At 71.6% G+C, this 20,543-nt stretch carries 21 protein-coding genes; 16 read left to right on the forward strand and 5 right to left on the reverse strand.

Features of this window, described 5'->3' with window-relative positions:
• Positions 1-112: 112 nt before the first annotated feature.
• Together ACZ7L6_RS04785 and ACZ7L6_RS04790 are read left to right on the forward strand one after the other, a co-directional pair.
• A complete protein-coding gene (locus tag ACZ7L6_RS04785; protein ID WP_471920493.1) occupies positions 113-370 on the forward strand; it encodes a hypothetical protein in 258 nt (85 codons plus the stop codon).
• On the forward strand, positions 367-915 hold the full coding sequence (locus ACZ7L6_RS04790) for a hypothetical protein (protein ID WP_471920494.1): 549 nt from the start codon (positions 367-369) through the stop codon (positions 913-915). The genes ACZ7L6_RS04785 and ACZ7L6_RS04790 overlap by 4 nt, the downstream gene beginning before the upstream one ends.
• Positions 916-929: 14 nt before the next feature.
• Here the strand turns inward: ACZ7L6_RS04790 and ACZ7L6_RS04795 are convergent, their stop codons facing one another.
• On the reverse strand, positions 930-1,514 hold the full coding sequence (locus tag ACZ7L6_RS04795) for a histidine phosphatase family protein (protein WP_471920495.1): 585 nt from the start codon (positions 1,512-1,514) through the stop codon (positions 930-932).
• Between the two features lie 252 nt (positions 1,515-1,766).
• On the opposite strand from ACZ7L6_RS04795, the gene ACZ7L6_RS04800 reads away from it, so the two are divergent.
• A complete protein-coding gene (locus ACZ7L6_RS04800; RefSeq protein ID WP_471920496.1) occupies positions 1,767-1,985 on the forward strand; it encodes a CbtB domain-containing protein in 219 nt (72 codons plus the stop codon).
• Between the two features lie 16 nt (positions 1,986-2,001).
• Positions 2,002-2,751 carry a CbtA family protein gene (locus ACZ7L6_RS04805; RefSeq protein ID WP_471920497.1) on the forward strand — a complete coding sequence of 250 codons (750 nt, stop codon included), beginning with the start codon at positions 2,002-2,004 and terminating at the stop codon, positions 2,749-2,751.
• Between the two features lie 98 nt (positions 2,752-2,849).
• Here the strand turns inward: ACZ7L6_RS04805 and ACZ7L6_RS04810 are convergent, their stop codons facing one another.
• The gene (locus ACZ7L6_RS04810; protein WP_471920498.1) at positions 2,850-4,859 is read right to left on the reverse strand and encodes a spermidine synthase; all 2,010 of its coding nucleotides are present in this window, start codon (positions 4,857-4,859) and stop codon (positions 2,850-2,852) included.
• A gap of 317 nt (positions 4,860-5,176) precedes the next feature.
• Between ACZ7L6_RS04810 and ACZ7L6_RS04815 the strand changes: the two genes are divergently transcribed.
• Genes ACZ7L6_RS04815 through ACZ7L6_RS04835 form a run of 5 tightly spaced genes read left to right on the forward strand, consistent with a single transcriptional unit; the run spans position 5,177 to position 9,055 of the window.
• On the forward strand, positions 5,177-5,362 hold the full coding sequence (locus tag ACZ7L6_RS04815) for a hypothetical protein (protein WP_398810098.1): 186 nt from the start codon (positions 5,177-5,179) through the stop codon (positions 5,360-5,362).
• Between the two features lie 21 nt (positions 5,363-5,383).
• On the forward strand, positions 5,384-6,106 hold the full coding sequence (locus ACZ7L6_RS04820) for a hypothetical protein (RefSeq protein ID WP_471920499.1): 723 nt from the start codon (positions 5,384-5,386) through the stop codon (positions 6,104-6,106).
• The gene (locus ACZ7L6_RS04825; protein WP_471920500.1) at positions 6,103-7,056 is read left to right on the forward strand and encodes a DUF6895 family protein; all 954 of its coding nucleotides are present in this window, start codon (positions 6,103-6,105) and stop codon (positions 7,054-7,056) included. The genes ACZ7L6_RS04820 and ACZ7L6_RS04825 overlap by 4 nt, the downstream gene beginning before the upstream one ends.
• Positions 7,053-7,973 carry a DUF6895 family protein gene (locus ACZ7L6_RS04830; protein ID WP_471920501.1) on the forward strand — a complete coding sequence of 307 codons (921 nt, stop codon included), beginning with the start codon at positions 7,053-7,055 and terminating at the stop codon, positions 7,971-7,973. Before ACZ7L6_RS04825 ends, ACZ7L6_RS04830 begins: the two co-directional genes overlap by 4 nt.
• Complete coding sequence (locus ACZ7L6_RS04835; RefSeq protein WP_471920502.1) at positions 7,970-9,055, forward strand: serine hydrolase domain-containing protein; 1,086 nt, start codon at positions 7,970-7,972, stop codon at positions 9,053-9,055. Before ACZ7L6_RS04830 ends, ACZ7L6_RS04835 begins: the two co-directional genes overlap by 4 nt.
• Positions 9,056-9,120: 65 nt before the next feature.
• On the opposite strand, the gene ACZ7L6_RS04840 is transcribed toward ACZ7L6_RS04835, so the two are convergent.
• Positions 9,121-10,482 carry an alpha-lytic protease prodomain-containing protein gene (locus tag ACZ7L6_RS04840; protein WP_471920503.1) on the reverse strand — a complete coding sequence of 454 codons (1,362 nt, stop codon included), beginning with the start codon at positions 10,480-10,482 and terminating at the stop codon, positions 9,121-9,123.
• Positions 10,483-10,699: 217 nt separating this feature from the next.
• Between ACZ7L6_RS04840 and ACZ7L6_RS04845 the strand changes: the two genes are divergently transcribed.
• The 7 genes from ACZ7L6_RS04845 (at position 10,700) to ACZ7L6_RS04875 (ending at position 17,599) form a co-directional block, all read left to right on the forward strand.
• Positions 10,700-11,149 carry a Fur family transcriptional regulator gene (locus ACZ7L6_RS04845; RefSeq protein WP_471920504.1) on the forward strand — a complete coding sequence of 150 codons (450 nt, stop codon included), beginning with the start codon at positions 10,700-10,702 and terminating at the stop codon, positions 11,147-11,149.
• A gap of 24 nt (positions 11,150-11,173) precedes the next feature.
• On the forward strand, positions 11,174-13,396 hold the full coding sequence (gene katG / locus ACZ7L6_RS04850) for a catalase/peroxidase HPI (protein ID WP_471920505.1): 2,223 nt from the start codon (positions 11,174-11,176) through the stop codon (positions 13,394-13,396).
• A 231-nt stretch (positions 13,397-13,627) separates the two neighbouring features.
• Entirely contained in the window at positions 13,628-14,734 is a 1,107-nt protein-coding gene (locus ACZ7L6_RS04855; RefSeq protein ID WP_471920506.1) for an NAD(P)/FAD-dependent oxidoreductase, read from the forward strand.
• A 452-nt stretch (positions 14,735-15,186) separates the two neighbouring features.
• A complete protein-coding gene (locus tag ACZ7L6_RS04860; RefSeq protein ID WP_471920507.1) occupies positions 15,187-15,882 on the forward strand; it encodes a hypothetical protein in 696 nt (231 codons plus the stop codon).
• On the forward strand, positions 15,879-16,166 hold the full coding sequence (locus ACZ7L6_RS04865; protein ID WP_471920508.1) for a hypothetical protein: 288 nt from the start codon (positions 15,879-15,881) through the stop codon (positions 16,164-16,166). The genes ACZ7L6_RS04860 and ACZ7L6_RS04865 overlap by 4 nt, the downstream gene beginning before the upstream one ends.
• Positions 16,163-16,927, forward strand: coding sequence for a metallophosphoesterase family protein (locus ACZ7L6_RS04870; RefSeq protein WP_471920509.1), 765 nt, complete (start codon positions 16,163-16,165; stop codon positions 16,925-16,927). Before ACZ7L6_RS04865 ends, ACZ7L6_RS04870 begins: the two co-directional genes overlap by 4 nt.
• Positions 16,928-17,071: 144 nt before the next feature.
• Entirely contained in the window at positions 17,072-17,599 is a 528-nt protein-coding gene (locus ACZ7L6_RS04875; protein ID WP_471920510.1) for a hypothetical protein, read from the forward strand.
• 572 nt (positions 17,600-18,171) lie between these two features.
• On the opposite strand, the gene ACZ7L6_RS04880 is transcribed toward ACZ7L6_RS04875, so the two are convergent.
• Complete coding sequence (locus ACZ7L6_RS04880; RefSeq protein ID WP_471920511.1) at positions 18,172-19,434, reverse strand: MFS transporter; 1,263 nt, start codon at positions 19,432-19,434, stop codon at positions 18,172-18,174.
• Positions 19,435-19,802: 368 nt separating this feature from the next.
• Complete coding sequence (locus tag ACZ7L6_RS04885) at positions 19,803-20,366, reverse strand: hemerythrin domain-containing protein (protein ID WP_471920512.1); 564 nt, start codon at positions 20,364-20,366, stop codon at positions 19,803-19,805.
• Positions 20,367-20,543: the final 177 nt, after the last annotated feature.

Consider the following 20,543-nt stretch of genomic DNA (forward strand, 5'->3'; position numbering starts at 1 on the left):
TGACGGCGACAATGTGTATCGATAAATCTGGGGTCGCTCGAACGACGCGCTGCTGGACGGCACGCCGGGAACAGCACGCCGCCCATGTCCGGGCGAGACAGGAGAACCCCTCATGGCCGATGCGCCCCAGGAGCCGGACGCTCGAGACGCTCGAGACGACACCGGCGCGTCTTCCGGCGGGCTCCCGGCCGCGGGAATGCCGCCGTGGGTGAAGGCGACCGGGCTAGTCACGTTGGTCGTGGTCCTGCTCGGCGTGATCATGCTGCTGGCCACGGGGCATCACGGTCCGGGCCGTCACCTCGGGGGACAGGCTCCGCTCGTCACCGCACCCGCCGCACCCGCCGGACCGGTCGCCGGGGGCATGGGATGACCATGCCGCCCCGTCTGCGGAAGTCGGCCCTCATCGCGCATGTCACGTTCTCGGTGGGCTGGCTCGGCGCGGTCCTCGCCTTCCTCGCCCTGGCGCTGATCGGCCTGACCAGCCGGGATCCGGCGACGGTACGGGGGGTCTACCTCGTGATGGAGCCGGCCGCCCGGTACACCCTCGTCCCCTTGGCCTTCGCCGCGCTGCTCACCGGCGTCGTCCAGTCCCTGGCGACGCCCTGGGGCCTCTTCCGGCACTACTGGGTCCTGTTCAAGCTCCTGATCAACGTGGTCGCCACCGTCGTACTGCTCATCTACATGGGGACGTTCAGATCCATGGCGCGCCTGGCAGCCGACCCGGCGACCGAGCTGTCCTCGGTGCGCACCTTTTCGCCCGTGCTGCACTCCGTGCTCGCGCTGGTGGTGCTGCTGCTCGCGGTGGTCCTTGCGGTGTACAAGCCGCGGGGCGTCACTCCGTTCGGGCAGCGCAAGCAGCGGTCCAAGCGCGAGGGCCGCGGCGCACCGGGTGCGGTGTCCGTGCCTCAGATGTGAGCACGGGACGCAACTCAGCCGCCGTCGTCGGCCGTCGTGCCGGCGACCGTCCCCATCCGCAGGTTCCAGCGCCCGCTCCGGCCGGTGAGCTGGACGACGGCCAGCGGTGGCACGTCGACGCGCCAGAAGGACCGCTCCGGGGCGGACAGCGCGTGGACGATCGAGGCGCGGGCCACGGCCTGATCGACCACGGCCTGCACACGCCCCGCGTCGGGCGCGAGCGCGTCGGTCCAGGCGGCGACCCGGTGGCACAGCTCGGCCACGGACTCGCCTCCGTGCGGCGCGGCATGGGGGTCCGTCGACCAGGCAGCGAGCGCGTCCATCTCGTCGGCCGCGACCTCGTCGAGGGTGCGGCCCCGCCAGCGGCCCATGCCGAGCTCACGCAGCTCGGGTTCAACGGGAACGGCGTCCCACCCCAGGGCGGCGGCCGTCAGGCGGCACTGCTGCGACGGCGCTGTGCACCGGAGTTCGGCCGAGGGCAGACCGTCGGCGAGCGCGCGCGCCTGCCGCAGCGCCCGATCGTCGGGGACGGCGTCGGCGAACCGCACCTCGCGTCCCGTCGGCGCGGCGGCGCACACGAGCAACAACCGGACGGTCATGACATCCCCTCAGCGGCAGGTCCACGGCATCGGCCGACCATCGTAGGTGGCGTACGCCATGTTGGCCGGATCCGTTATTGCCCCTACCATCTGGGCGACAGGACGACGGCGCCACGGAAGCCCGGTGCAAATCCGGCACGGTCGCGCCACTGTGTGCCACCCCTCGACGCGAGGTGGTGGTGAGTCAGACCCGAACGCCGTCGTCGAGTGCTCCACACGATGCGGGACGCGTGTTCCCGAGGAGGTCTCGCCATGGCGCAGTCCACCGCTGCCCCCACCCCCACCACCCAGGCCGTCCAGCCGCTGCCGCTGCGGGACATCGCCCCGTGGGCGGTGTTCTTCGGCATCCTGATGCTCGTCCTGCTGTACTTCGTCGGCGCCGAGCAGGGCGCCACCGCCGTCCTCTCCGGTGAGGGCGTCCACGAGTGGGTGCACGACGCACGCCACCTGCTCGGCTTCCCCTGCCACTGAGGCGGGGCGAGCACCGATGAACTCCACTGTTGTGCGCACCTTGTTGGTGCGCGGCATGCTCGCGGGGCTCGTCGCCGGGATACCGGCGCTGGTCTTCGCGTACCTGGTGGGTGAGGGACCGGTGGACGCGGCCATCGCCTTCGAATCCGCCCACTCCCATCACGAGGCAGGAGGGGAGGAACTGGTCAGCCGGACCCTGCAGTCCACGGTCGGCCTGGCCACGGGCGTCCTGATCTACGGGGTCGCGGTGGGCGGCATCGCCGCCCTGGCGTTCTGCTTCGCGCTGGGCCGCATCGGCCGGTTCGGGGCGCGGGCCACCGCCGCGCTGACCGCGCTCGCCGCGTTCGGGGCCGGGTATCTGGTCCCGATGCTGAAGTACCCGGCCAATCCGCCCGCGGTCGGCAACCCCGACACCCTCGACAAGCGGACCGCCCTGTTCTTCCTGATGATCGCGCTCAGCGTCCTGCTGACGATCGCGGCGGTCCTGCTCGGCCGCCGCCTCGCACCCAGGCTGGGCAACTGGAACGCATCGGTCGCCGCCGGCGGGGCCTTCCTCGCGGTGCTGACCGTCGCCATGGTGTTCCTGCCTTCCGGCGAGAACGTGCCCGAGGGTTTCCCGGCGACCGACCTGTGGGAGTTCCGGCTGGCCGCCATCGGTGTCCAGGCCGTGCTGTGGGCGGCGTTCGGGGTGTTCTTCGGGTACTTGGCGGAGCGCGTCCTCGAACCGAAGCCGACCGGACAGAGAGTTTCCACGCTGGCTGCTTGAGCCGGCCGGAACACGGAAGGACCCGCCGGGGGCGCGCCCGGCGGGTCCTTGCCGTTGTGCCGATCGTGGCCAGGCCGCAATCCTTCGCGGGACAGCCCTCAGGTCTTGGCGGCCACCGTTTCGCCCGGCACCTGCGTCACCTGCCCGTCCGGCCCTCGCCCGCCGAAACGCATGGCGACGCACGCCCCCAGATACAGGACCGCGACGACCAGCAGCAGCGACTGATAGCCCGTCATCAGGGCGAGGTACTCCAGCGCGCCCCCGGTCAGCGCGCCCAGCAGATTCGCGCCGAACGCGGCTGTCGGGTCCGGGGCCTGCGCGAGGCGGTCCGAGAAGATCAGGTTGGCGCAGAAGATGGGGGCGAAGGCCAGGGCGATGGCGGCCGCGAGCCGTCCGGCGAAGGGCAGCGAGAGCACGGCCTGTGTCGGAACGAGCCAGGCCACCGCGAGGGAGCCGAACAGGAGCAGCTGCAGCAACATCTGGTTCGCCCTCCGCATTCTGCGCCGGACCTCCACCGCCGCGAGGACGGAGAGCAGGACACCGAAGAAGACGAGGGCGTTGACCAGCCACGTCGTACCGAAGTAGAGCGCGAAGCCGATCACGTTCTTCGTCTCCAGCAGCATGAAGGCCGCACCCAGCAGGAACATGTCGACGTAGCGGACCGTGCTGCGCAGGCGGACCCCGGTCAGGCGCACGGACAGCAGCGTCACCAGCAGGATCGCGCCCAGGGCACCCAGGTAGAGGGTGGGGATGGTCCGGTGGAGCAGATACGGGAACGGGTGGTCGTCGCTCGCGGCCGCCGGGACCGGGCCGCTGGGCTGCCAGACCTGCTTGCAGGACTGGTCGGCGGGGGTCATCCCGGCCACCAGCACGGCGGCGTTCCGTTTGAACGTCGTCATACAGGGGGCGTGGCCGTACAGGGCGTCGAGGTCGCCGGCGAAGCGGTCGACCAGCCAGCTCTTGCGGTAGTAGTTGTACATGGCGAACGCGCCGTCCGGCGCCAGGTGATCGCGCGCCGCCTCGAACGCCTGCCGGGTGAACAGGTAGCTCTCCAGCCGCAGATTGCTCGCCCCCGACACCAGGGTCAGGGAGTCCGGGAGCGCCAGGACGACGAGGTCGTACTTGGCGTCGGTCCGCTCCAGGAACGCCCGCCCGTCGTCGATGTAGGCGTGCACCCTGGGATCGTCGTACGGCCTGGCAGGGTGCAGCGTCGCGCCGATCTCCTGCAGGCGCGGATCGATTTCGACCGCGTCCACGAGTTCGGCGCCGTGCGCCAGCGCGACGGCGACGTCGTTGCCGTTGCCGGCCCCGATGATCAGCACGCGCTTGTGCGGGTTGTGGGGTGTCTGGTCGTACGCCTGCCGGTACGGCGAGTTCTCGCGCATCAGCACCGGGAGCGGCGCGGTGCTCTGGTGCGGGACGCCGTTGGCGGAGATGTAGTAGGTCCGGCTGGCGGTCGGCGAGGGCTTGAGCTGGATCTTGTAGTACGGCGACCAGGAGACGCCGGCCGTGGTCGACTCCAGGAACAGCGCGGCGACCATCGCGGTGAGGGGGATCCCGTACAGCAGGGTGTTGCGGCGCCCGCCGAGGATCAGCAGGGCCGCGGCGGCCAGGACGCCCCACATGACCGAGGGCGCGCGGAGCCAGGACAGTACGGCGAAGGAGACCGAGCCGGTGATGCTGCCGAGCAGGTCGTAGCGGTAGGCGTCGAGCGAGGGGAGTTGGCGGAAGAGATCGGCGGTGATCTTGCCGATGCCCGCCATGATCACCGCGGTCAGCAGGAAGATGGCCGGCAGGGTCACCCACTGGGGCAGGCCGGTGGTCTTCACGGCGGTGAAGTAGATGACCTCGCTGCTGCTCTGACGCACCTGCACCGGGTAGGCGCGGACCAGGACGACGAGAAGCGCGAGCGGGACCGGCGTCCAGCGTTTGAGCCACTGCCCGCGCGCGGCGGGGATCAGGAACCCGATGCCGATCCCGAGGAACGATCCCAGCAGGATGAAGTTCGAAAAGTAGCTGAGGTGGACGACGTTGGCGCCCGCCCATCTGATCAGCGCCAGCTCGACGAAGAGCATCGTGGTGCTGGCCAGTACGAGTCTCCAGCGCACCGAGCTTTCAGTTTGCCCGGATTTATTCGACTTCATGCGCGTTTACGGTGCCAGCTCCAGGGCGGTGAGTCGAGCAACGCCCCTCCGTCCTTCACTCTTCCGGGAACAACTGGGCGCCCACATGCGGGGGTTCGTGGTGCCCGGTACGTCGCATCCGCGCCGGTCCGCCGGTTCGGGGCCGCTGCCCCCGCGGTGAGGGGTAGGCCCGAAATGTTGAATCAGTGGCCTATGAGGTTTCTGGGAAAAGATGCGCGCTTTGTGACTGTGTGGTGCTCTGGGTTGTGGAGGCTATGGCTGACCCCAGAGGAGATGGTGATATGCCTTCCATGGACAAGGCGATCGAGGACCTCACCGGCGTTCGGAGCGACCTCGACGCGGCACTTGACCCCGCCGAACCCGACGGTGTCTACCGTGACAGCCGGGAGTGCGCCGCCCTGGCGCTGCTCTCCGCGGACACCAAGCTGCTGCTGTCCCCGCCGACCCCTCGCCCCAAGAAGGGCTGACGGACCGACAGGAGCGGCTGAATGGAGCAGTCAGGCACTTCCGCCCTCTTGCAGGGCGCGGTGCAGGACCTTGCGTCCGACGTGGTCTCCGCCCTTCGGGGCGGAGACCACGTGCGCATCTCCGGCACCGGGGCCGTGGACGAGAGAAGCCTCGATCTCGCGGCCGTACGTGTAGTGGGAGCAGACCTGTTGCTGCCCCACGTACTCTTCCCCACTCCGCCCGACCCGGAGGCACTCGCCGTGTTCCGGAAGACGGTGGAGGCCTTCCCGCCCCGCGCCGACGCGGCCCCGACCGTCAGGTGGAGCCACTGGGCGATGGGACGCACACTGCGGCGGCTCGACACGCCCCTCACCGGCGCACCCGACGCATCCGGCGCGCCCTTCGGGGACGAGGCCGCCGAACCCGACGCCGACTGGCTCGACGAGGCGACCTGGCAGGTGCTGACGCATCAACTCGCCGTCCTCGCCCCCCTCGCCGTGCCCGGAGAGGACTGCGCGGTGGCTCGCGCGGCCCGGCGCCGCCCGGTCGACGTGGCCCGGGGCTTCGTACGGGCGGTGCGCCGCAGGGACTGGCAGCAGGCGGCCTCGGCGGGGCGCTGGCTGACCCTGCTCGACGGGGTACCGGAGTCACTCGGCCTCGAGGCCGGGCTGGACTTCGTGGAACTGATGGGCGGCAGCGATCCCCGCGTGGCCCTCCAGGTGCAGGCGGCACGCGTGATGCGGACGGCCGGAGCGCTCGTATGACCGCCCTGGGCGTGACCGCCCTTGGCGCCGACGAGATCCGGGAGGTGGGAGCCGCCGCGTTCGCGTGGCTGTCCGCGCACCGCGACGACTTCGCCCTGGGCGAGGACGCCCTCGCCCGGGACGGCCATGTGGACGCCACCTGGAAACCGCTCGGAGAACTGGCCCAGACGTGCGCGAGCGTACGTGCGCAGACCGCGCCGTGGGATCCGCTGCACGCCTGCGCGTCCGACCTGCTGCGGTTCGCCTGGCAGCAGACCGGCCAGGGTGAGCTCTTCCTCCGGCTCCAGCGGCTGGAGCCCTTCGCGACCTACCCGTTGGAGATCTACTCCGTCTTCGCCGCGGCCGGGTTCAGGCATGCCGGGTACGAGGCCGCCGCAGCGACGACGGCCCGCACCCGGAGCTGGCGGCTCACCGAGCAGGAACCGACGCGCCGGCTCGGCGTCCTGAAGGCCGAGCGGCGCAGCGGCATCGACCGGCCCGAGCGGACCGAGCAGGCGTTGCGGAGCACCTGGTTGGGCGGACTACCGGAACCCTGGACGTTCGAGCGCTCCTCGGGGTACGCGCTCACCCACGTCGTCTTCCACCTCACCGACTGGGGCCGCACCCCCGCGGACGTCCCCGCGGACCTCGCCGCCTACCTCGACCACTGGCTGCCGCCCTGGCTCGACACCTGCCTGGACGCCGGGATGTGGGACCTCGGCTGCGAGCTGCTGGTGGTCGCCACGAGCCTCCCGGATCCGCCCGACCTCCCCACCCTCGAGGACGCCTGGACCCGGATCGCAGGAGCGCAGTGCACCTCCGGAGCGCTCCCGGAACGCGCTCACCAGGGCGACGAAGGAGCCGGTCCCGAGCCGGACTTCCGCCACTGCTACCACTCCACCCTGATGGCCGCCTTCGCGGCGGCGCAGACCGTCAAGTGCCTCACCGGCGGACAAGGAGTGCCCGGATGACCGACCCCCGTCTGATGCACACCGTCGGCGTCCGCGCCCTGGAGTGGCTGTGGGCCCATCGCGACGGATTCCGCCTGGAGCCCGACGTCGACCCGGAGGTGGGCTTCCTGGAGCGCTTCAAGCCGGTCGGCGAACTGGCCCTGATCTGCCGGGTCCTGTTCCGCGAAGGCGTGGCCGGGTCCCGCCAGGCCGACCTGGCGCGCAAGCTCCTCGACCACACGTGGCGGCACACCCTGGACGGCGGTCGCATGCTGGTGCGCGGCCAGCGCATCGAGCCGCTCTCACCGATCCCGTTCGAGGTGTACCTGCCGTACAAGGAACTGGGGTACAGCGAGCCCGAGGTGGAGCGTGCCACCGCCTTCTACCACCGGCTCGACAGCTGGGCGGCCCTCGAACTCGACCCCACCCGGCGCCTCGGACTCTCCGCCTTCCAGCGCCGCTTCGGCCTCACGCCCCGCACGCCCGAGGCGGACATCGTCGGCTCCACCTGGCTCGGCCACACGCCCGAGCCCTGGACGGTCAGCGGGCACATCGCCTACGACGTCACCCACACGGTGTTCCACCTCACCGACTGGGGAGAGCGCCCCGAGGGCCTGCCGGCGGACATCGCCCACTACCTCGCCACCTGGCTGCCGGTCTGGATCGACGACTGGCTGGACCTGCAGCGCTGGGACCTGCTCGGCGAACTCCTCGTCGTCGACGCCTGTCTGCCCCGCCCCACCCTGGACGAACGGGCCTGGCAGGGCTTCGCCGCCGCGCAACAGCCCGACGGCGCCATGCCCGCCGTACGGACTATGCCGGAGGGCGAGCCCGACGAGGTGTTCGACGTCGTCTACCACCCGACACTGGTCGCCGCCTTCGCCTCGGTGCTGGCCACCTCCCGTGCCCTCGCCGAGCTGACGCACACCCCCTCATGACCGGCCGGTCCACGCCCTGGCCGGGCGCCGCGGACGACACGGACCACACCCGTGAGTGTGGTCCCGTCGGCACCGATGACGAGGCGGTGCGGGACCGGCTGGAGAGGGCCGTCGAAGCCGTCGACGCGCCTGATGCCGTCTTCGCCATGTCCCGCTCCGGCCGCCGCATCCTGCACTGCGGCGGCACCGGCCCGCCCCCGCCGGTCCCCAGGCACGACCTGCGCTACGAGATAGGTTCGGCCTCGAAGGCGTTCACCGGACTGCTGCTGGCCCAGCTCATCCAGCGCGGCCTGCTGACCGGCGGCGAGCCGGCCGCCGCCTGCCTGGACCCGGGGGGCAGGCACACCGGCCCGGACCCGGTGACGCTCGCCCACCTCATCACGCACACGGCCGGGCTGCCCGCCCTGCCGGCCGACTTCTATATACGGGCGCTTCCCGCGTGGCGTACCAACCCCTACGGCCGCTACCCGGCCGAGCGCGTGGCCGACGCCTTCCTGCGCCGTCGCCCCCGGCACCGTCCCGGCACCCGGTGGCACTACTCCAACTTCGGCGTCGCCGTGCTCGGCCATGCCGTCGCCGCCGCGACCGGTACGGCGTGGGAGGAACTGCTCGGCGCCCATGTGCTGCGTCCGCTCGGCCTGAGCGGCACCGCCCTGGCCGCGGAGGACCCGAAGACGGACGCCGTCGGGTACGGCAAGGACGGCCGCACGCCCACCCTCCCCTTCGACGCCGGCGGCTTCCAGGCCGCGGGTGCCGTCCGCGCCACCCCGCACGACCTGCTCTCATTTCTCGAAGCCCACCTCGACCCGGCGGGTTCCCCGCTGGCCGGCGCGCTGCGGGCGGTGCGTACGCCCGTCCTGCGGCGCGGACTGGACCGACGGCACGTCCACACGATGGCGTGGTTCCGGCACCCCACGAACGGCGGGCCGATGTACTTCCACAGCGGGGCGACCCTCGGCCAGCAGGCCTTCCTGGGCTTCCGGCCCGACACGGGCACCGCCCTGGCCGCGGTGTGCACCCGCCGCTTCCGCGCCCGCGACGCGTTCGTCGCCACCGCGTACACGCTGCTCGCGGAGGAATGAGGGGAGGCCGGGAGCGGACGGTGCGGGAGCCGGCCCCCGCACCGGAAGAGCCGTACGACTGACTCCTACAACCGCTGCCACAGCGCCGGAGTGGCGACCGGCGACCACACTCCCTGTGCCTGGTGGGTCTGCAGGCACTGGTAGCGGACGCCCGCGTGGGTCACGGTCGTGCCGGCCTCGTAGACGCGGCCCGCGACCCAGTTGTCCGCGGCGTTGTCCTGCGGGGCGCCGGCGCCGGACTGGGCCGCCGCGGTCTTCAGGACGAGGCCGAAGTTGCTGAGGATCGGGTTGATCGGCTGGTAGTAGGTGGTGCCGCCGCTCGTACAGTTGCCCGAGCCACCGGAGGTCACGCCCTGCGCCTGGGAGCCGGAGACGTACGGGCCACCCGAGTCACCCGGTTCGGCGCACACCGTGGTCTGGGTGACGCCGTCGACGGTGCCCTCGGAGTAGCTGACACTCGTGTCGTGCTGCTGGATGGTGCCGCAGTGCCATCCCGTGGTGGAGCCGGAGCGGCAGATCGACGCCCCGACGAGCGCCTGGACCGACCCGGTGACCTGCGTGCGCTGGCCGCCCTCGCCCTTCACGTCGGCCGTGGCGGACCAGTTGCTGTTGACGGCCACCCAGGACATGTCCTTGCCGGGGAAGTCGGACGACTGGAACGTGCCCTGGTCGGCCATGTTGAAGCCGGTGGTGGAGTCGCCCTGGTCGCCGCAGTGGCCCGCGGAGGTGAAGCCCTGCTGCTTGTCCTTGGTGACGGCGAACCCGATGGAACAGCGGGCGGAGTTCTCGATGTAGTAGGCGTCGCCGCCGACCACGTCGTCCAGCAGCCGCGGCCGCAGCTCCGACAGGCGGACGCCCACGCCCTTGCCCTGGAGGCCGGCGGCCTTGATGAAGGCGGTGGCGGCCGCCCGCTCGGTCGCCTGGACGACGACCTTGTTGGCCGGCACGTCGACGTACCAGACCGGCGTGTCGCGGGTCTTGGTGCGGGTGGCGGCCGCGTCCAGCTTCTTCTTGGCGGCCTGGAGTTCGGTCAGCGGCCGCTTGACGACGGCGGCCTTCGCCCCCTGGGCCCGGATGGCGGAGACGTCGGCGGCATGGGTGGTCGCGACGGTGAGCTCGGCCGACGTCGACCCGCTGACCCAGGCCCCCGCGAAGTGCTTGCCCAGGGCGTTGCGGAGGCGGCCCGCACGGGCGCCCGCCTCCGCCTCGTTGACCAGCCGCTCGGCCGCCTGACCCGGCTTCAGCTTGAGATCGCGCTCCATGGCCCGCAGCACCGCTGCCGGCGGCCGGTCGGCGCCGACGGTGTGTGCGGCGCTGGACGCGGGCGGCGGCTCGGCCGCGGCGGCCGAGGGGACGCCGGTGAGGACGAGAGTGCCGAGAACGGTCAGGGCGGCGCGGCGGCCGGCCGCGGTATGTCTGCCGAGCATGCGATTACCTCCATCGAGTACGAGTGGGATGTCGGCCAGGTCAAGGCCTTGACGGAAAGGCATGCCGCAATGCCGGAAGAGACGTTTTTTCGCGCTTTGGGGGGCGCCGGGGGTGCCATGTGCGCTAGCGCACGGAATCGGGGGTCGGAGCGGCCCACCAAACTTTCATCATTCGTTTTCTTGAATCATTCGTGTTTAGCGAGGTAGGTTGTCTGCCATGACCGCATCCCCGACTCCGACCCCCGCCGAGCAGCTGCGCGGTGCCGGCCTGCGGGTGACCGCTGCGCGGGTCGCGTTGCTCGAGACCGTGCGGGCCGGTGACCACCTCGGCGTCGAGGCCATCGCCTCCGGGGTGCGTGATCGCGTAGGTCATGTCTCGCTTCAAGCCGTGTACGAGGGCCTCCACGCACTCACCGCGGCGGGACTCGTCCGCCGTATCGAACCGGCCGGCAGCCCGGCCCGGTTCGAGGGGCGCATCGGCGACAACCACCACCACATCGTGTGCCGGTCGTGCGGTGCCGTCGCCGACGTCGACTGCGCGGTCGGCGAGGCGCCCTGCCTGACCGCGTCCGACGACCACGGCTTCACCATCGACGAGGCCGAGGTCATCTACTGGGGCCTGTGCCCCGACTGTTCCACTGCCGGCAGTGCACCCCGAGCACTGTGATCCACCTAGTCCGGAAGGTTTCCCATGGCTGAGAACCCCGATGCGATCGTCACTGACGCGAAGACGGAGGGCACCGGTGGCTGCCCCGTCGCGCACGGTCGCGCCCCGCACCCCACGCAGGGCGGCGGCAACCGTCAGTGGTGGCCGGAACGGCTCAACCTGAAGATCCTGGCCAAGGACCCGGTCGTAGCGAACCCCCTCGGTGAGGAGTTCGACTACGCCGAGGCGTTCAAGAACCTGGACCTCGCGGCCGTGAAACGGGACATCGCCGAGGTGCTGACCACCTCTCAGGACTGGTGGCCCGCCGACTTCGGCAACTACGGCCCGCTGATGATCCGTATGGCCTGGCACAGCGCCGGCACCTACCGCATCAGCGACGGCCGCGGCGGTGGCGGCCGCGGGCAGCAGCGTTTCGCGCCGCTGAACAGCTGGCCGGACAACGGCAACCTCGACAAGGCCCGTCGTCTGCTGTGGCCGGTCAAGAAGAAGTACGGCCAGTCCATCTCCTGGGCCGACCTCATGATCCTCACGGGCAACGTCGCGCTGGAGCAGATGGGCTTCGAGACCTTCGGCTTCGGCGGCGGCCGCGCCGACGTCTGGGAGGCCGACGAGGACGTGTACTGGGGTCCCGAGACCACCTGGCTCGACGACCAGCGCTACTCCGGCGACCGTGAGCTGGAGAACCCGCTCGGCGCGGTCCAGATGGGCCTCATCTACGTCAACCCGGAGGGCCCGAACGGCAACCCGGACCCGATCGCCGCGGCCCGCGACATCCGCGAGACGTTCCGCCGTATGGCGATGAACGACGAGGAGACCGTCGCCCTGATCGCCGGTGGTCACACCTTCGGCAAGACCCACGGCGCCGGCCCGGCCGACCACGTCGGCAACGACCCCGAGGCCGCCTCCATGGAGGAGCAGGGCCTGGGCTGGAAGTCCACGTTCGGCACCGGCAAGGGCGCCGACGCGATCACCAGTGGTCTGGAGGTCACCTGGACCACCAAGCCCACCCAGTGGAGCAACGACTTCTTCGAGATCCTCTTCGGCTACGAGTGGGAGCTGACCGAGTCCCCGGCCGGCGCCAAGCAGTGGGTGGCCAAGGACGCCGAGGCGATCGTCCCCGACGCGCACGACCCGTCGAAGAAGCGTCTGCCCACGATGCTCACCACCGACCTCTCGCTGCGCTTCGACCCGATCTACGGTGAGATCTCGCGTCGCTTCCTCGAGAACCCCGACCAGTTCGCGGACGCCTTCGCCCGCGCCTGGTACAAGCTGACCCACCGTGACCTGGGCCCGAAGTCGCTGTACCTCGGCCCGGAGGTCCCGGAGGAGACGCTGCTGTGGCAGGACCCGCTGCCGCAGGCCGAGGGTGAGGCCATCGACGCCGCGGACGTCGCGGCCCTCAAGGCCAAGCTCCTCGACTCGGGCCTGACCGTCTCGCAGCTGGTCAGCACCGCGTGGGCGTCGGCCTCGACGTTCCGCGCGAGCGACAAGCGCGGCGGTGCCAACGGCGCCCGTATCCGCCTGGAGCCGCAGCGCGGCTGGGAGGTCAACGACCCCGACCAGCTGGCCCTGGTGCTGCGCACCCTGGAGAACATCCAGCAGGAGTTCAACGCGAACTCCGGCGCCAAGAAGGTCTCGCTGGCCGACCTGATCGTGCTCGGTGGCTCCGCGGCCGTGGAGAAGGCCGCCAAGGACGCCGGCTTCGACGTCGAGGTGCCGTTCGCGGCGGGCCGCGTCGACGCGACGGAGGAGCACACCGACGTCGAGTCGTTCGCCGCGCTGGAGCCGACCGCCGACGGGTTCCGCAACTACCTCGGCAAGGGCAACCGCCTGCCCGCCGAGTACCTGCTGCTCGACAAGGCGAACCTGCTCGACCTGAGCGCCCCCGAGATGACGGTCCTCGTCGGTGGCCTGCGCGTCCTGGGCGCGAACCACCAGCAGTCGCAGCTGGGTGTCTTCACCAACACCCCGGGCGCGCTGACCAACGACTTCTTCGTGAACCTGCTCGACCTGGGCACCACGTGGAAGTCGACGTCCTCGGACCAGACCACGTTCGAGGGCCGTGACGCCGCCACGGGCGAGCTGAAGTGGGCCGGCAGCCGTGCCGACCTCGTCTTCGGCTCGAACTCCGAGCTGCGCGCGCTCGCGGAGGTCTACGCGAGCGACGACGCGAAGGAGAAGTTCGTGAACGACTTCGTCGCGGCGTGGGTCAAGGTCATGAACGCGGACCGGTTCGACCTCGTCTGATCGCCCCGCACCTGACGTCCAGGCGGGCCCGCACGGGCCGGCCTGGACGTCGGCGTTCGTGCGGCCACGTCAGCGCCGGCTTCTCAGGTCTCAGCTTTCACACGATGCACACGTCACCTCAGCGACCTCTTTAAGTTTCAAGCGCTACGCTCCCCGGCAGGGGAGTGGCCGACGGCGGCCGACCCGCCGCGGCACTCACTCCTCGTCCCCCCACAGCTCAGGAGACGTGGCGTGCTCGACGGCGACGTAGTGGTGATCGGCGGCGGCTATGCGGGCGTCCGTCTCGCCAAGCGACTGGACGCGACGGCACGCGTGACGCTGGTGGACCGCAAGGAGGTCTTCTTCCACCGCATCGCCTCCCTGCGCGCCGGAGTGCGGCGGGACTGGTCGTACATCCCCTTCATCCCGTACGACCGGCTGCTGACCAACGGTCGCGTGGCCGTCGGCAAGGCGGTCCGCATCGACACCACCGAGCGCCAGGTGGTGCTGGCGACGGGGGAGCGGCTGCCGTACGACGTGCTGGTGATCGCCACCGGCGCCGACTACCCCGAACCGGCCCGCTTCGCCGGCACCACCGCCGAGGAGGCGGCGAAGTCCTTCGCCCAGCACCAGCAGCACATCGCCGCCGCCGAGCACGTCCTGGTCGTCGGCGGCGGGCCCTCCGGCGTCGAGCTCAGCGCCGAGATCCGCCTCGCCCGGCCGGACGCCCGGGTCACGCTCGCCCACTCCGGGCCGGAACTGCTGCACGCCACGGGCAGCACCCGGGCCGGCCGCAAGGCGCGAACCTGGCTGGAGTCCCACGACGTGGAGGTGCGCCTCGACGCCTTCATGTCCCCCGGCAACGACTTCGGCACCTATCGCGACGCCCGGGGCACCGTCATCGAGGCCGACCGCTCCTTCTGGGCGACCGGCACCACCCCCAACACGCTCTGGCTGCGCCTGGCCGGGCACGGGGACTGGCTGAACCCTTCGGGACACGTGAAGGTCGACCAGGCGTTGCGCGTCCAGGGATGGCTGGACGTGTTCGCGGTCGGCGACGTGAACGACGCCACCGAACTCAAGATCACCCCGGCCGCGCTCGCCCAGGCCGACCTGGCCGCCCACAACATCCGCGCCTACCTGAACAGCGCCGGCAAGCACCGCAAGGAACCCCGCTACTACCGGCCGATCCACCGCACCCCGCTCATCGTCCCGTTCGGCCCGGCCGACGGAGTGACCCTGCTGCCCGTGCCGGGCGGCGAGACGGCGGTCCTCGGCGGCCGCACCACGACGCTGGCCAAGGCGAAGAGGCTCATGACCCCGTTCATGCGACGCCAGCTCGGCTACACGGCGGCGTGAGCGGACGCCCGGGCGCCTGACCCGCCGTCACTTCGCTCTGCCGCCGCTGCCCAGGGCCGTGACGCGCAGGGCCCCGGCGACGCGGATGACGGGTTCGGACGGTGGGCGGGGGAGGAGGGCCGGAGCAGACGGCGTGGTGTCCGGGGCCGCGGTGGCCGCGGTGGCCGCGCGTGCTCGAACCGATCTTCTCCGAGCAGGTGGATCCCGGCCTACGGCAAGCTGCTCACCTCGGCAAGGCCCTGCCCCTGCGCGGCGGAACGCCCCCGACCGAGCGGGCCGGGAACCGGATCCTCACGCCGTGGACGAGCGGTGCGGCCGGCCCGGCCCGCTGTAAGCCAGGCCAAGACGTGCCGTATCGAATTCGGGAGCGCCGGGTACTCGGTGGCTTTCGAACCCGCACCGGGTCCCGGCAGGGGCCCGCGCCGGAGGGCCGGACGGCGAACGGAGGCGTCATGACGCAGAACCGGGAGAGCGCGACGCCCGCTCCGCGAACCGGGATTCCCCAGCTGCGCCCGGTCGGCGAGGGCCCGGCGCAGCCGTCGCCGGGGGAGACGCGCTCGTTGAGCAGCGAGGAACTTCCCCGTGACCGCAGTCAGGCGATCCTCGAGGCGGCGAAGCAGGTCGGCGCGCTGCTGAAGCGGAAGGGGCACAGGTTCGCCCTGGCCGGCAGCGTGGCCGTGTACGCCCACGGTGGCAGCGGGCACCTGCAGCACGACGCCGACTTCTGCGTGCGGCGCACGGACGCCGAGGCGGTGGCGCAGACGCTGACCGAAGCCGGTCTCGTGGTCCGTACGCCGCCGGAGGACTGGCTGATGAAGACGTCGTGCTTCGGCCAGGACGTCGACATCCTCTTCGAGCTGGCGCACCGCCCGGTCAGCACGGAGGTCCTCGAACGGGCACAGGAGCTCTCGGTCGACTCGGTGCACATGCCCGTCCTGGCGCCGACGGATCTGATGCGCGGCCTGATCGAGCCCTTCTCGGAGCACTACTGCGACTTCGGGCCGGTGCTCGCCGCGGCGCGCGCCCTGCGGGAGAAGGTCGACTGGGAAGAGGTACGGCGCTGCTGCGGTGACGCGCCGATGCCCGCCGCCTTCTTCTACCTCCTGGAACGCCTGAATGTGATCGCTCCACGGGAGGAGCACCAATGAGCCCTCACGGCGTACAGCCCGCCGCCGACGCGGGCGCGGCGCAGAACCTGGACTACCTCGTGGCCCATCTCACCGACCACCTGGCCGCCGGGCCCCTCGCAGAGCTGGGTGTGCGCATCGAGATCCGTGGCGAGGCGGTCCTGCTGACCGGCACCGTGCCGTCCGTCCAGTGCCGCGACGACGTCCTGCGCACCGCTCGCGCGGAGCTGCTGGGACACCCGGTGCACTGCGACATCGTGGTCGTGGACAACTCCGCGCCCGACCATGCCGAGGAGGTCGAATGATCCGGATCGCGGCCGTCGGGGACATCCACATGGGCCCCGAGAGCGAGGGCATGCTCCGCCCCTCGTTCGAGACCCTGCACGAGAGCGCCGACGTCCTGCTGCTCGCCGGGGATCTCACCCGCCACGGCACCCGCGAGGAGGCCCAGGTGGTGGCACGGGAGATCAAGGACCTGGCTGTCCCCGTGGTCGCGGTGCTGGGCAATCACGATCACCACGCCGACTGCGCGGAGGAGGTCACCGCGGTGCTGCAGGACGCGGGCGCGCGGGTGCTGGAAGGACAGGCGACGGTGGTGGACGACGGGGACGCGCGGATCGGCGTGGCCGGTACGAAGGGGTTCGGCGGCGGGTTCGTGGGCCGCTGCGCCGGAGAGTTCGGTGAGCCGATCATGAAGGAGTTCGTCAGGTACTCGCGCCGGCGCGCCGACACGTTGCGGGCCTCCCTGGAGGAACTTCAGAAGCAGGACTGCGACGTACGCATCGCCCTCACCCACTTCTCGCCGGTGCCGGACACGCTGGCCGGGGAACCTCCCGAGATCTACCCGTTCCTCGGCAGCTATCTGCTGGCCGAGGCGATCGACATGGCGGGCGCCGACCTCGCGGTGCACGGGCATGCCCACCTCGGCACGGAGCACGGCATGACCAGTGGGGGAGTGAAGGTGCGCAACGTCGCACAGCCGGTCATCGGGCGGGCGTTCCACGTCTACCACCTGGCGAGGCCCGGGCGGACGACGACCGGCGCAGCAGGCGGCCGGGTGGGCTGAGCCGGCCGTCCCGGTGTGGGCGAGACCACGCGGTTCACGAGGTCACAGGCATGTCCGCCGCCCCGGGTGGCGGGCTACCGTTTGATGGATTCCCGTACATCCGATGGATTCCCGTCCATCTCCCGTACCTCGGACGGACCGGCAGTGCTCGCAGATCTCTCCCCGCTCATAGCCGCGACCACCCAGTGGCTGACGCGCTCCTACCCGGCCTGTGGCGGCGCCCTCGCCGCTGCCCTGGGCGAGGTGCAGGCCCGGCAGGCCGTCACGGTCGCGGCGTGGCTGCGCTACCCGACGCCGACGGACGCCGCCCTGGTCGGCATGGCCGGCCCCGGTGGCTCGGCGGCCCTGGACTGGATCACCGGCGCGGACGCGACCGCGCACGACGACTCCGACGACGCCGCCTGGCGCACCTGGGTGGACGAGGTCGTGGCGAGCTGGGCGGCCTGTCTGCTCACCGACGCCGGGCTGGCGCGGCTGGCGGTCGCCGCGATCGCCGACGGCGGCCATGCGACGGGGGTGCCCATCGAGTTCCGGCGCCTGGTGTCCCCCGACGCCCGCGACCGCCAGGCAGCGGCCCTCCTGCGCCACCCCGACCTCCTCGCCCCGGTGGCCGCCCTGCACCGCCCCACACTCCACGAACGCCTGGACCCGGGGCGGGCGCTGATCGCCTGAGCCGCGGCCCTCTGGAAGGGTCGTACGGACTGCAAGGGGGCCGTACGGATTGCAAGGGGGCCGTACAACGCGGGCACACGACGCGTCGTACGGCCGCTCCGCGCCGTCAGCGCCTGATTTGTCCGGGGCTCGCCTGCCGACAGGTGATGCGGGCGCGCCCGCGCTGTCATGGTGCGCTGTATGCCGAGGCACGCTTCCCGTCACGCTGAGGCGAAGGGCCCTGCACCGTGCCGGCTACCTCGGGCAGTGTGCTGAGCGCCCGGGCGTTGCGGGAGACGGCCGTACGACCTTGGCGTCCGGGCGCGGTCGGCGCGCCTGCTTTGTCCCGGCTCGCCTGCCCGCAGGTAGTGCGGGCGCCCCGCGCAGCCGCAGCGGGTGCGCCATACGGCGAGGGATCGTGCCCCTCGGGCACAAGTGGGCGGTCCGAATGTCGTGCCGCCCGCTCAGGTGGCTGCGCTCAATGCCGTCCGCCCTGCGGCGTTCCCCGTAGAGCCGCTCCGCACGCGACGCGGCCCCAGGGAGAGATGGGCCGTACGACGCGGGCGCGCGACGGCGCCGTCCGCCCCACTCCGTCAGGCAGCCGTGTCCAGCGCCGCCCGCCCCGTGACGTCCCCGTCCTTCGTCGGGAGGACCACCGGCGTCGGGGTGCGGCGGGAGCGTAGGAGGAAGCCCGCTCCGATCGTGGCCGCGATGATCAGGCCGCCCGTCACCAGGGCCCCGCGGGCGCCGGCCAGTTCCATGAGGAGGCCGAGGGCCGGGGGGCCGCCGAGGCCCCAGAGGGTGCCGATGCTGCTCCACACGCCGAGGACGCGTCCACGGAGGTGGGCGGGCGGGTCGGTCTGGAGGACGGAGGTGCCGGCCGTGTCGGAGACGGACTCCACGATCGCCATCGGCAGGACCAGGACCAGCAGCACCGCCAGGGAGGGGGACAGGCCCGCCGCCACCTGCAGCAGGGCGCCGGAGGCCGCCAGCATGCCCACGAGCCGGACGGAGGGGCGCCGCAGCCGGGCGCCGAGGACCGCGCCCAGGATGCCGCCGACGGCGAGGACCGTGGAGACCGTACCGAAGGAGCCCGCGCCGCCCGCGAGCGGCCCGGTGACGAGCACGGCGAGGGTGAGGCCGTAGTTCCGCCCGAAGACCGCGCTGATCCCGGTGACCGCGGCGAGCGCGACCAGGCGGGGGCGGCGCGCGAAGAACTTCAGGCCCTGGCGCACGCTCATGTCGGGCGCCGACGCGCCGCCCTCACGGCGCGGAGCGGCCTTCACCCGGGCGGCGTGGCGCACCGCGCCCGGCGCCGGGCGCAGGAACGGGATGACCGAGGCGACGAACAGGAACGACAGGCCGTTCGCGGCGTACGCGGATGCCGTCCCGAGGAAGCCGACCGTCACGCCGGCCAGGGCGGTGCCCACGAGCCGGCCCGCGTTGTGCACCAACGAGCCGACGCCGATGGCTGAGGGGACGTCCTCCACCGGCACGAGGTCGTTGCCCAGCAGGGCGCACGCCGGTCCGTCGACGGTGGCGATCATGCCGGTCACGGCGGCCAGCACCATCAGGGACGTCATGTCCAGCCGGTCCATCGCCACCAGCACGGCCGTGGTGAAGGCGACCGCGCCGAGCAGCGCCTGGCTGACGGCCGCCGTCAGCTTCAGCGGCCAGCGGTCCACGGCGGTGCCGCCCAGCAGGCTCATGAACAGGGCGGGGGCGGCCTGGACGGACATCGACAGCCCCGTCGCCGCGGCCGAGCCGGTGATCTGGAGCACCAGCAGGTTCTGCACCGTGAGCTGCATCCACGTACCGGCGTTCGACACGAAGTTGGCGACGGACCACCAGCGCATGCTGCGGTGCCTCAGCGACCGCCAGGGCGAACGGGACGCGGCCTTGGACGGGGCGGAGGGGGTTTTCGGCGCAGGCGGGGGCAGGGCAGAGGTGGTGGAAGACACAGTGCGGTACTCGACAACCAGGAGGAGTCAGAGGAGGGACCGGGGGAACCGGAATCACCGGCTGCGTTGCGCGGCGGTTCCACCGAGTCGGTCACGGCGCGGACCATCGTGACAGACGGGACCCCCGAGTCGACGACGCCTGCTCCTCTCGCGCCGTCGCCACGGGGGTCAACTGCCCGGGAAACTCCCGTATTTGGTTGATCGAGTGTGGTTGCTCACAGCCCTCGGGCGGCCGCTCACAACGGCCGCCCGCCCTGGTGCGGTCAGGTCTTCTTTCCGCGTCCCGTCAGCGCGTCGCGCATCCGGTCGACGAGGCCGGCTCCCGGTGCCAGCAGCTTGTTGGCCGGCGGCTTGTCCGGGGCGGACGGGTGCGGGCGGGTCGGGGCCAGCTTCTTCGCCTGACGCACCTTGTCGCCCAGGTCGTCGAGCGTGTCCGCGGAGCACGCCGCGCGGAGCTTGGGGAAGAGGTTCTGCTCCTCGTCGGCGATGTGCGAGCGGACCTCGCTCATCAGCATCCCGACGAGCCGGTCGAACTCGGGGTCACCGGCGTCGCACCCCTCCAGGTCCTTCATGATCTGCTCGGCCTTGGAGTGATCGTCGATCTCCTTGTCGGCCAGGGCGTCCCCGCCCGCCACGTGCTCCCGCACGGCCGGGTACAGGTACTCCTCCTCGGCCACCGAGTGCCGGACCAGCTCCATCGTGGCCTGCTCGGCGTAGACCTTGCGGACCTTGTCGCCGGGCGCGAGCCCCTCGATCCGGCCGAAGATCTCCTCGACCTCGCGGTGATCGGTCATCAGCTCGTCGATGACGTTCCCACCATGACCCATGTCCTTCACCTCCAGCCTGGCGCGGCGATCCGGACGGACCCGCCGCGGCTCCGAGTGCCCGCGGTCGGCGGACTCACACGGGGGAGTCGCGAGTGTCTGCGAACCGACGCATAGTGGGAACCAACGTGTGAAAACAACTGGCACGGGAACCTCGGTCAGTGCGTCGCCGAAGATCGA

The organism is Streptomyces sp. NPDC107522, from assembly GCF_055657525.1.

Bases quoted from the DNA above. Each gene is read 5' to 3' on its own strand.
- ACZ7L6_RS04880 (WP_471920511.1), bottom strand. From the start codon at position 19,434: ATGCGCTGGTGGTCCGTCGCCAACTTCGTGTCGAACGCCGGTACGTGG.
- ACZ7L6_RS04800 (WP_471920496.1), top strand. From the start codon at position 1,767: ATGGCGCAGTCCACCGCTGCCCCCACCCCCACCACCCAGGCCGTCCAG.
- ACZ7L6_RS04860 (WP_471920507.1), top strand. From the start codon at position 15,187: ATGACGCAGAACCGGGAGAGCGCGACGCCCGCTCCGCGAACCGGGATT.
- ACZ7L6_RS04825 (WP_471920500.1), top strand. From the start codon at position 6,103: ATGACCGCCCTGGGCGTGACCGCCCTTGGCGCCGACGAGATCCGGGAG.
- ACZ7L6_RS04865 (WP_471920508.1), top strand. From the start codon at position 15,879: ATGAGCCCTCACGGCGTACAGCCCGCCGCCGACGCGGGCGCGGCGCAG.
- ACZ7L6_RS04820 (WP_471920499.1), top strand. From the start codon at position 5,384: ATGGAGCAGTCAGGCACTTCCGCCCTCTTGCAGGGCGCGGTGCAGGAC.
- ACZ7L6_RS04845 (WP_471920504.1), top strand. From the start codon at position 10,700: ATGACCGCATCCCCGACTCCGACCCCCGCCGAGCAGCTGCGCGGTGCC.
- ACZ7L6_RS04835 (WP_471920502.1), top strand. From the start codon at position 7,970: ATGACCGGCCGGTCCACGCCCTGGCCGGGCGCCGCGGACGACACGGAC.
- ACZ7L6_RS04885 (WP_471920512.1), bottom strand. From the start codon at position 20,366: ATGGGTCATGGTGGGAACGTCATCGACGAGCTGATGACCGATCACCGC.
- ACZ7L6_RS04785 (WP_471920493.1), top strand. From the start codon at position 113: ATGGCCGATGCGCCCCAGGAGCCGGACGCTCGAGACGCTCGAGACGAC.
- ACZ7L6_RS04840 (WP_471920503.1), bottom strand. From the start codon at position 10,482: ATGCTCGGCAGACATACCGCGGCCGGCCGCCGCGCCGCCCTGACCGTT.
- ACZ7L6_RS04815 (WP_398810098.1), top strand. From the start codon at position 5,177: ATGCCTTCCATGGACAAGGCGATCGAGGACCTCACCGGCGTTCGGAGC.
- ACZ7L6_RS04830 (WP_471920501.1), top strand. From the start codon at position 7,053: ATGACCGACCCCCGTCTGATGCACACCGTCGGCGTCCGCGCCCTGGAG.
- katG (WP_471920505.1), top strand. From the start codon at position 11,174: ATGGCTGAGAACCCCGATGCGATCGTCACTGACGCGAAGACGGAGGGC.
- ACZ7L6_RS04805 (WP_471920497.1), top strand. From the start codon at position 2,002: ATGAACTCCACTGTTGTGCGCACCTTGTTGGTGCGCGGCATGCTCGCG.
- ACZ7L6_RS04790 (WP_471920494.1), top strand. From the start codon at position 367: ATGACCATGCCGCCCCGTCTGCGGAAGTCGGCCCTCATCGCGCATGTC.
- ACZ7L6_RS04870 (WP_471920509.1), top strand. From the start codon at position 16,163: ATGATCCGGATCGCGGCCGTCGGGGACATCCACATGGGCCCCGAGAGC.
- ACZ7L6_RS04795 (WP_471920495.1), bottom strand. From the start codon at position 1,514: ATGACCGTCCGGTTGTTGCTCGTGTGCGCCGCCGCGCCGACGGGACGC.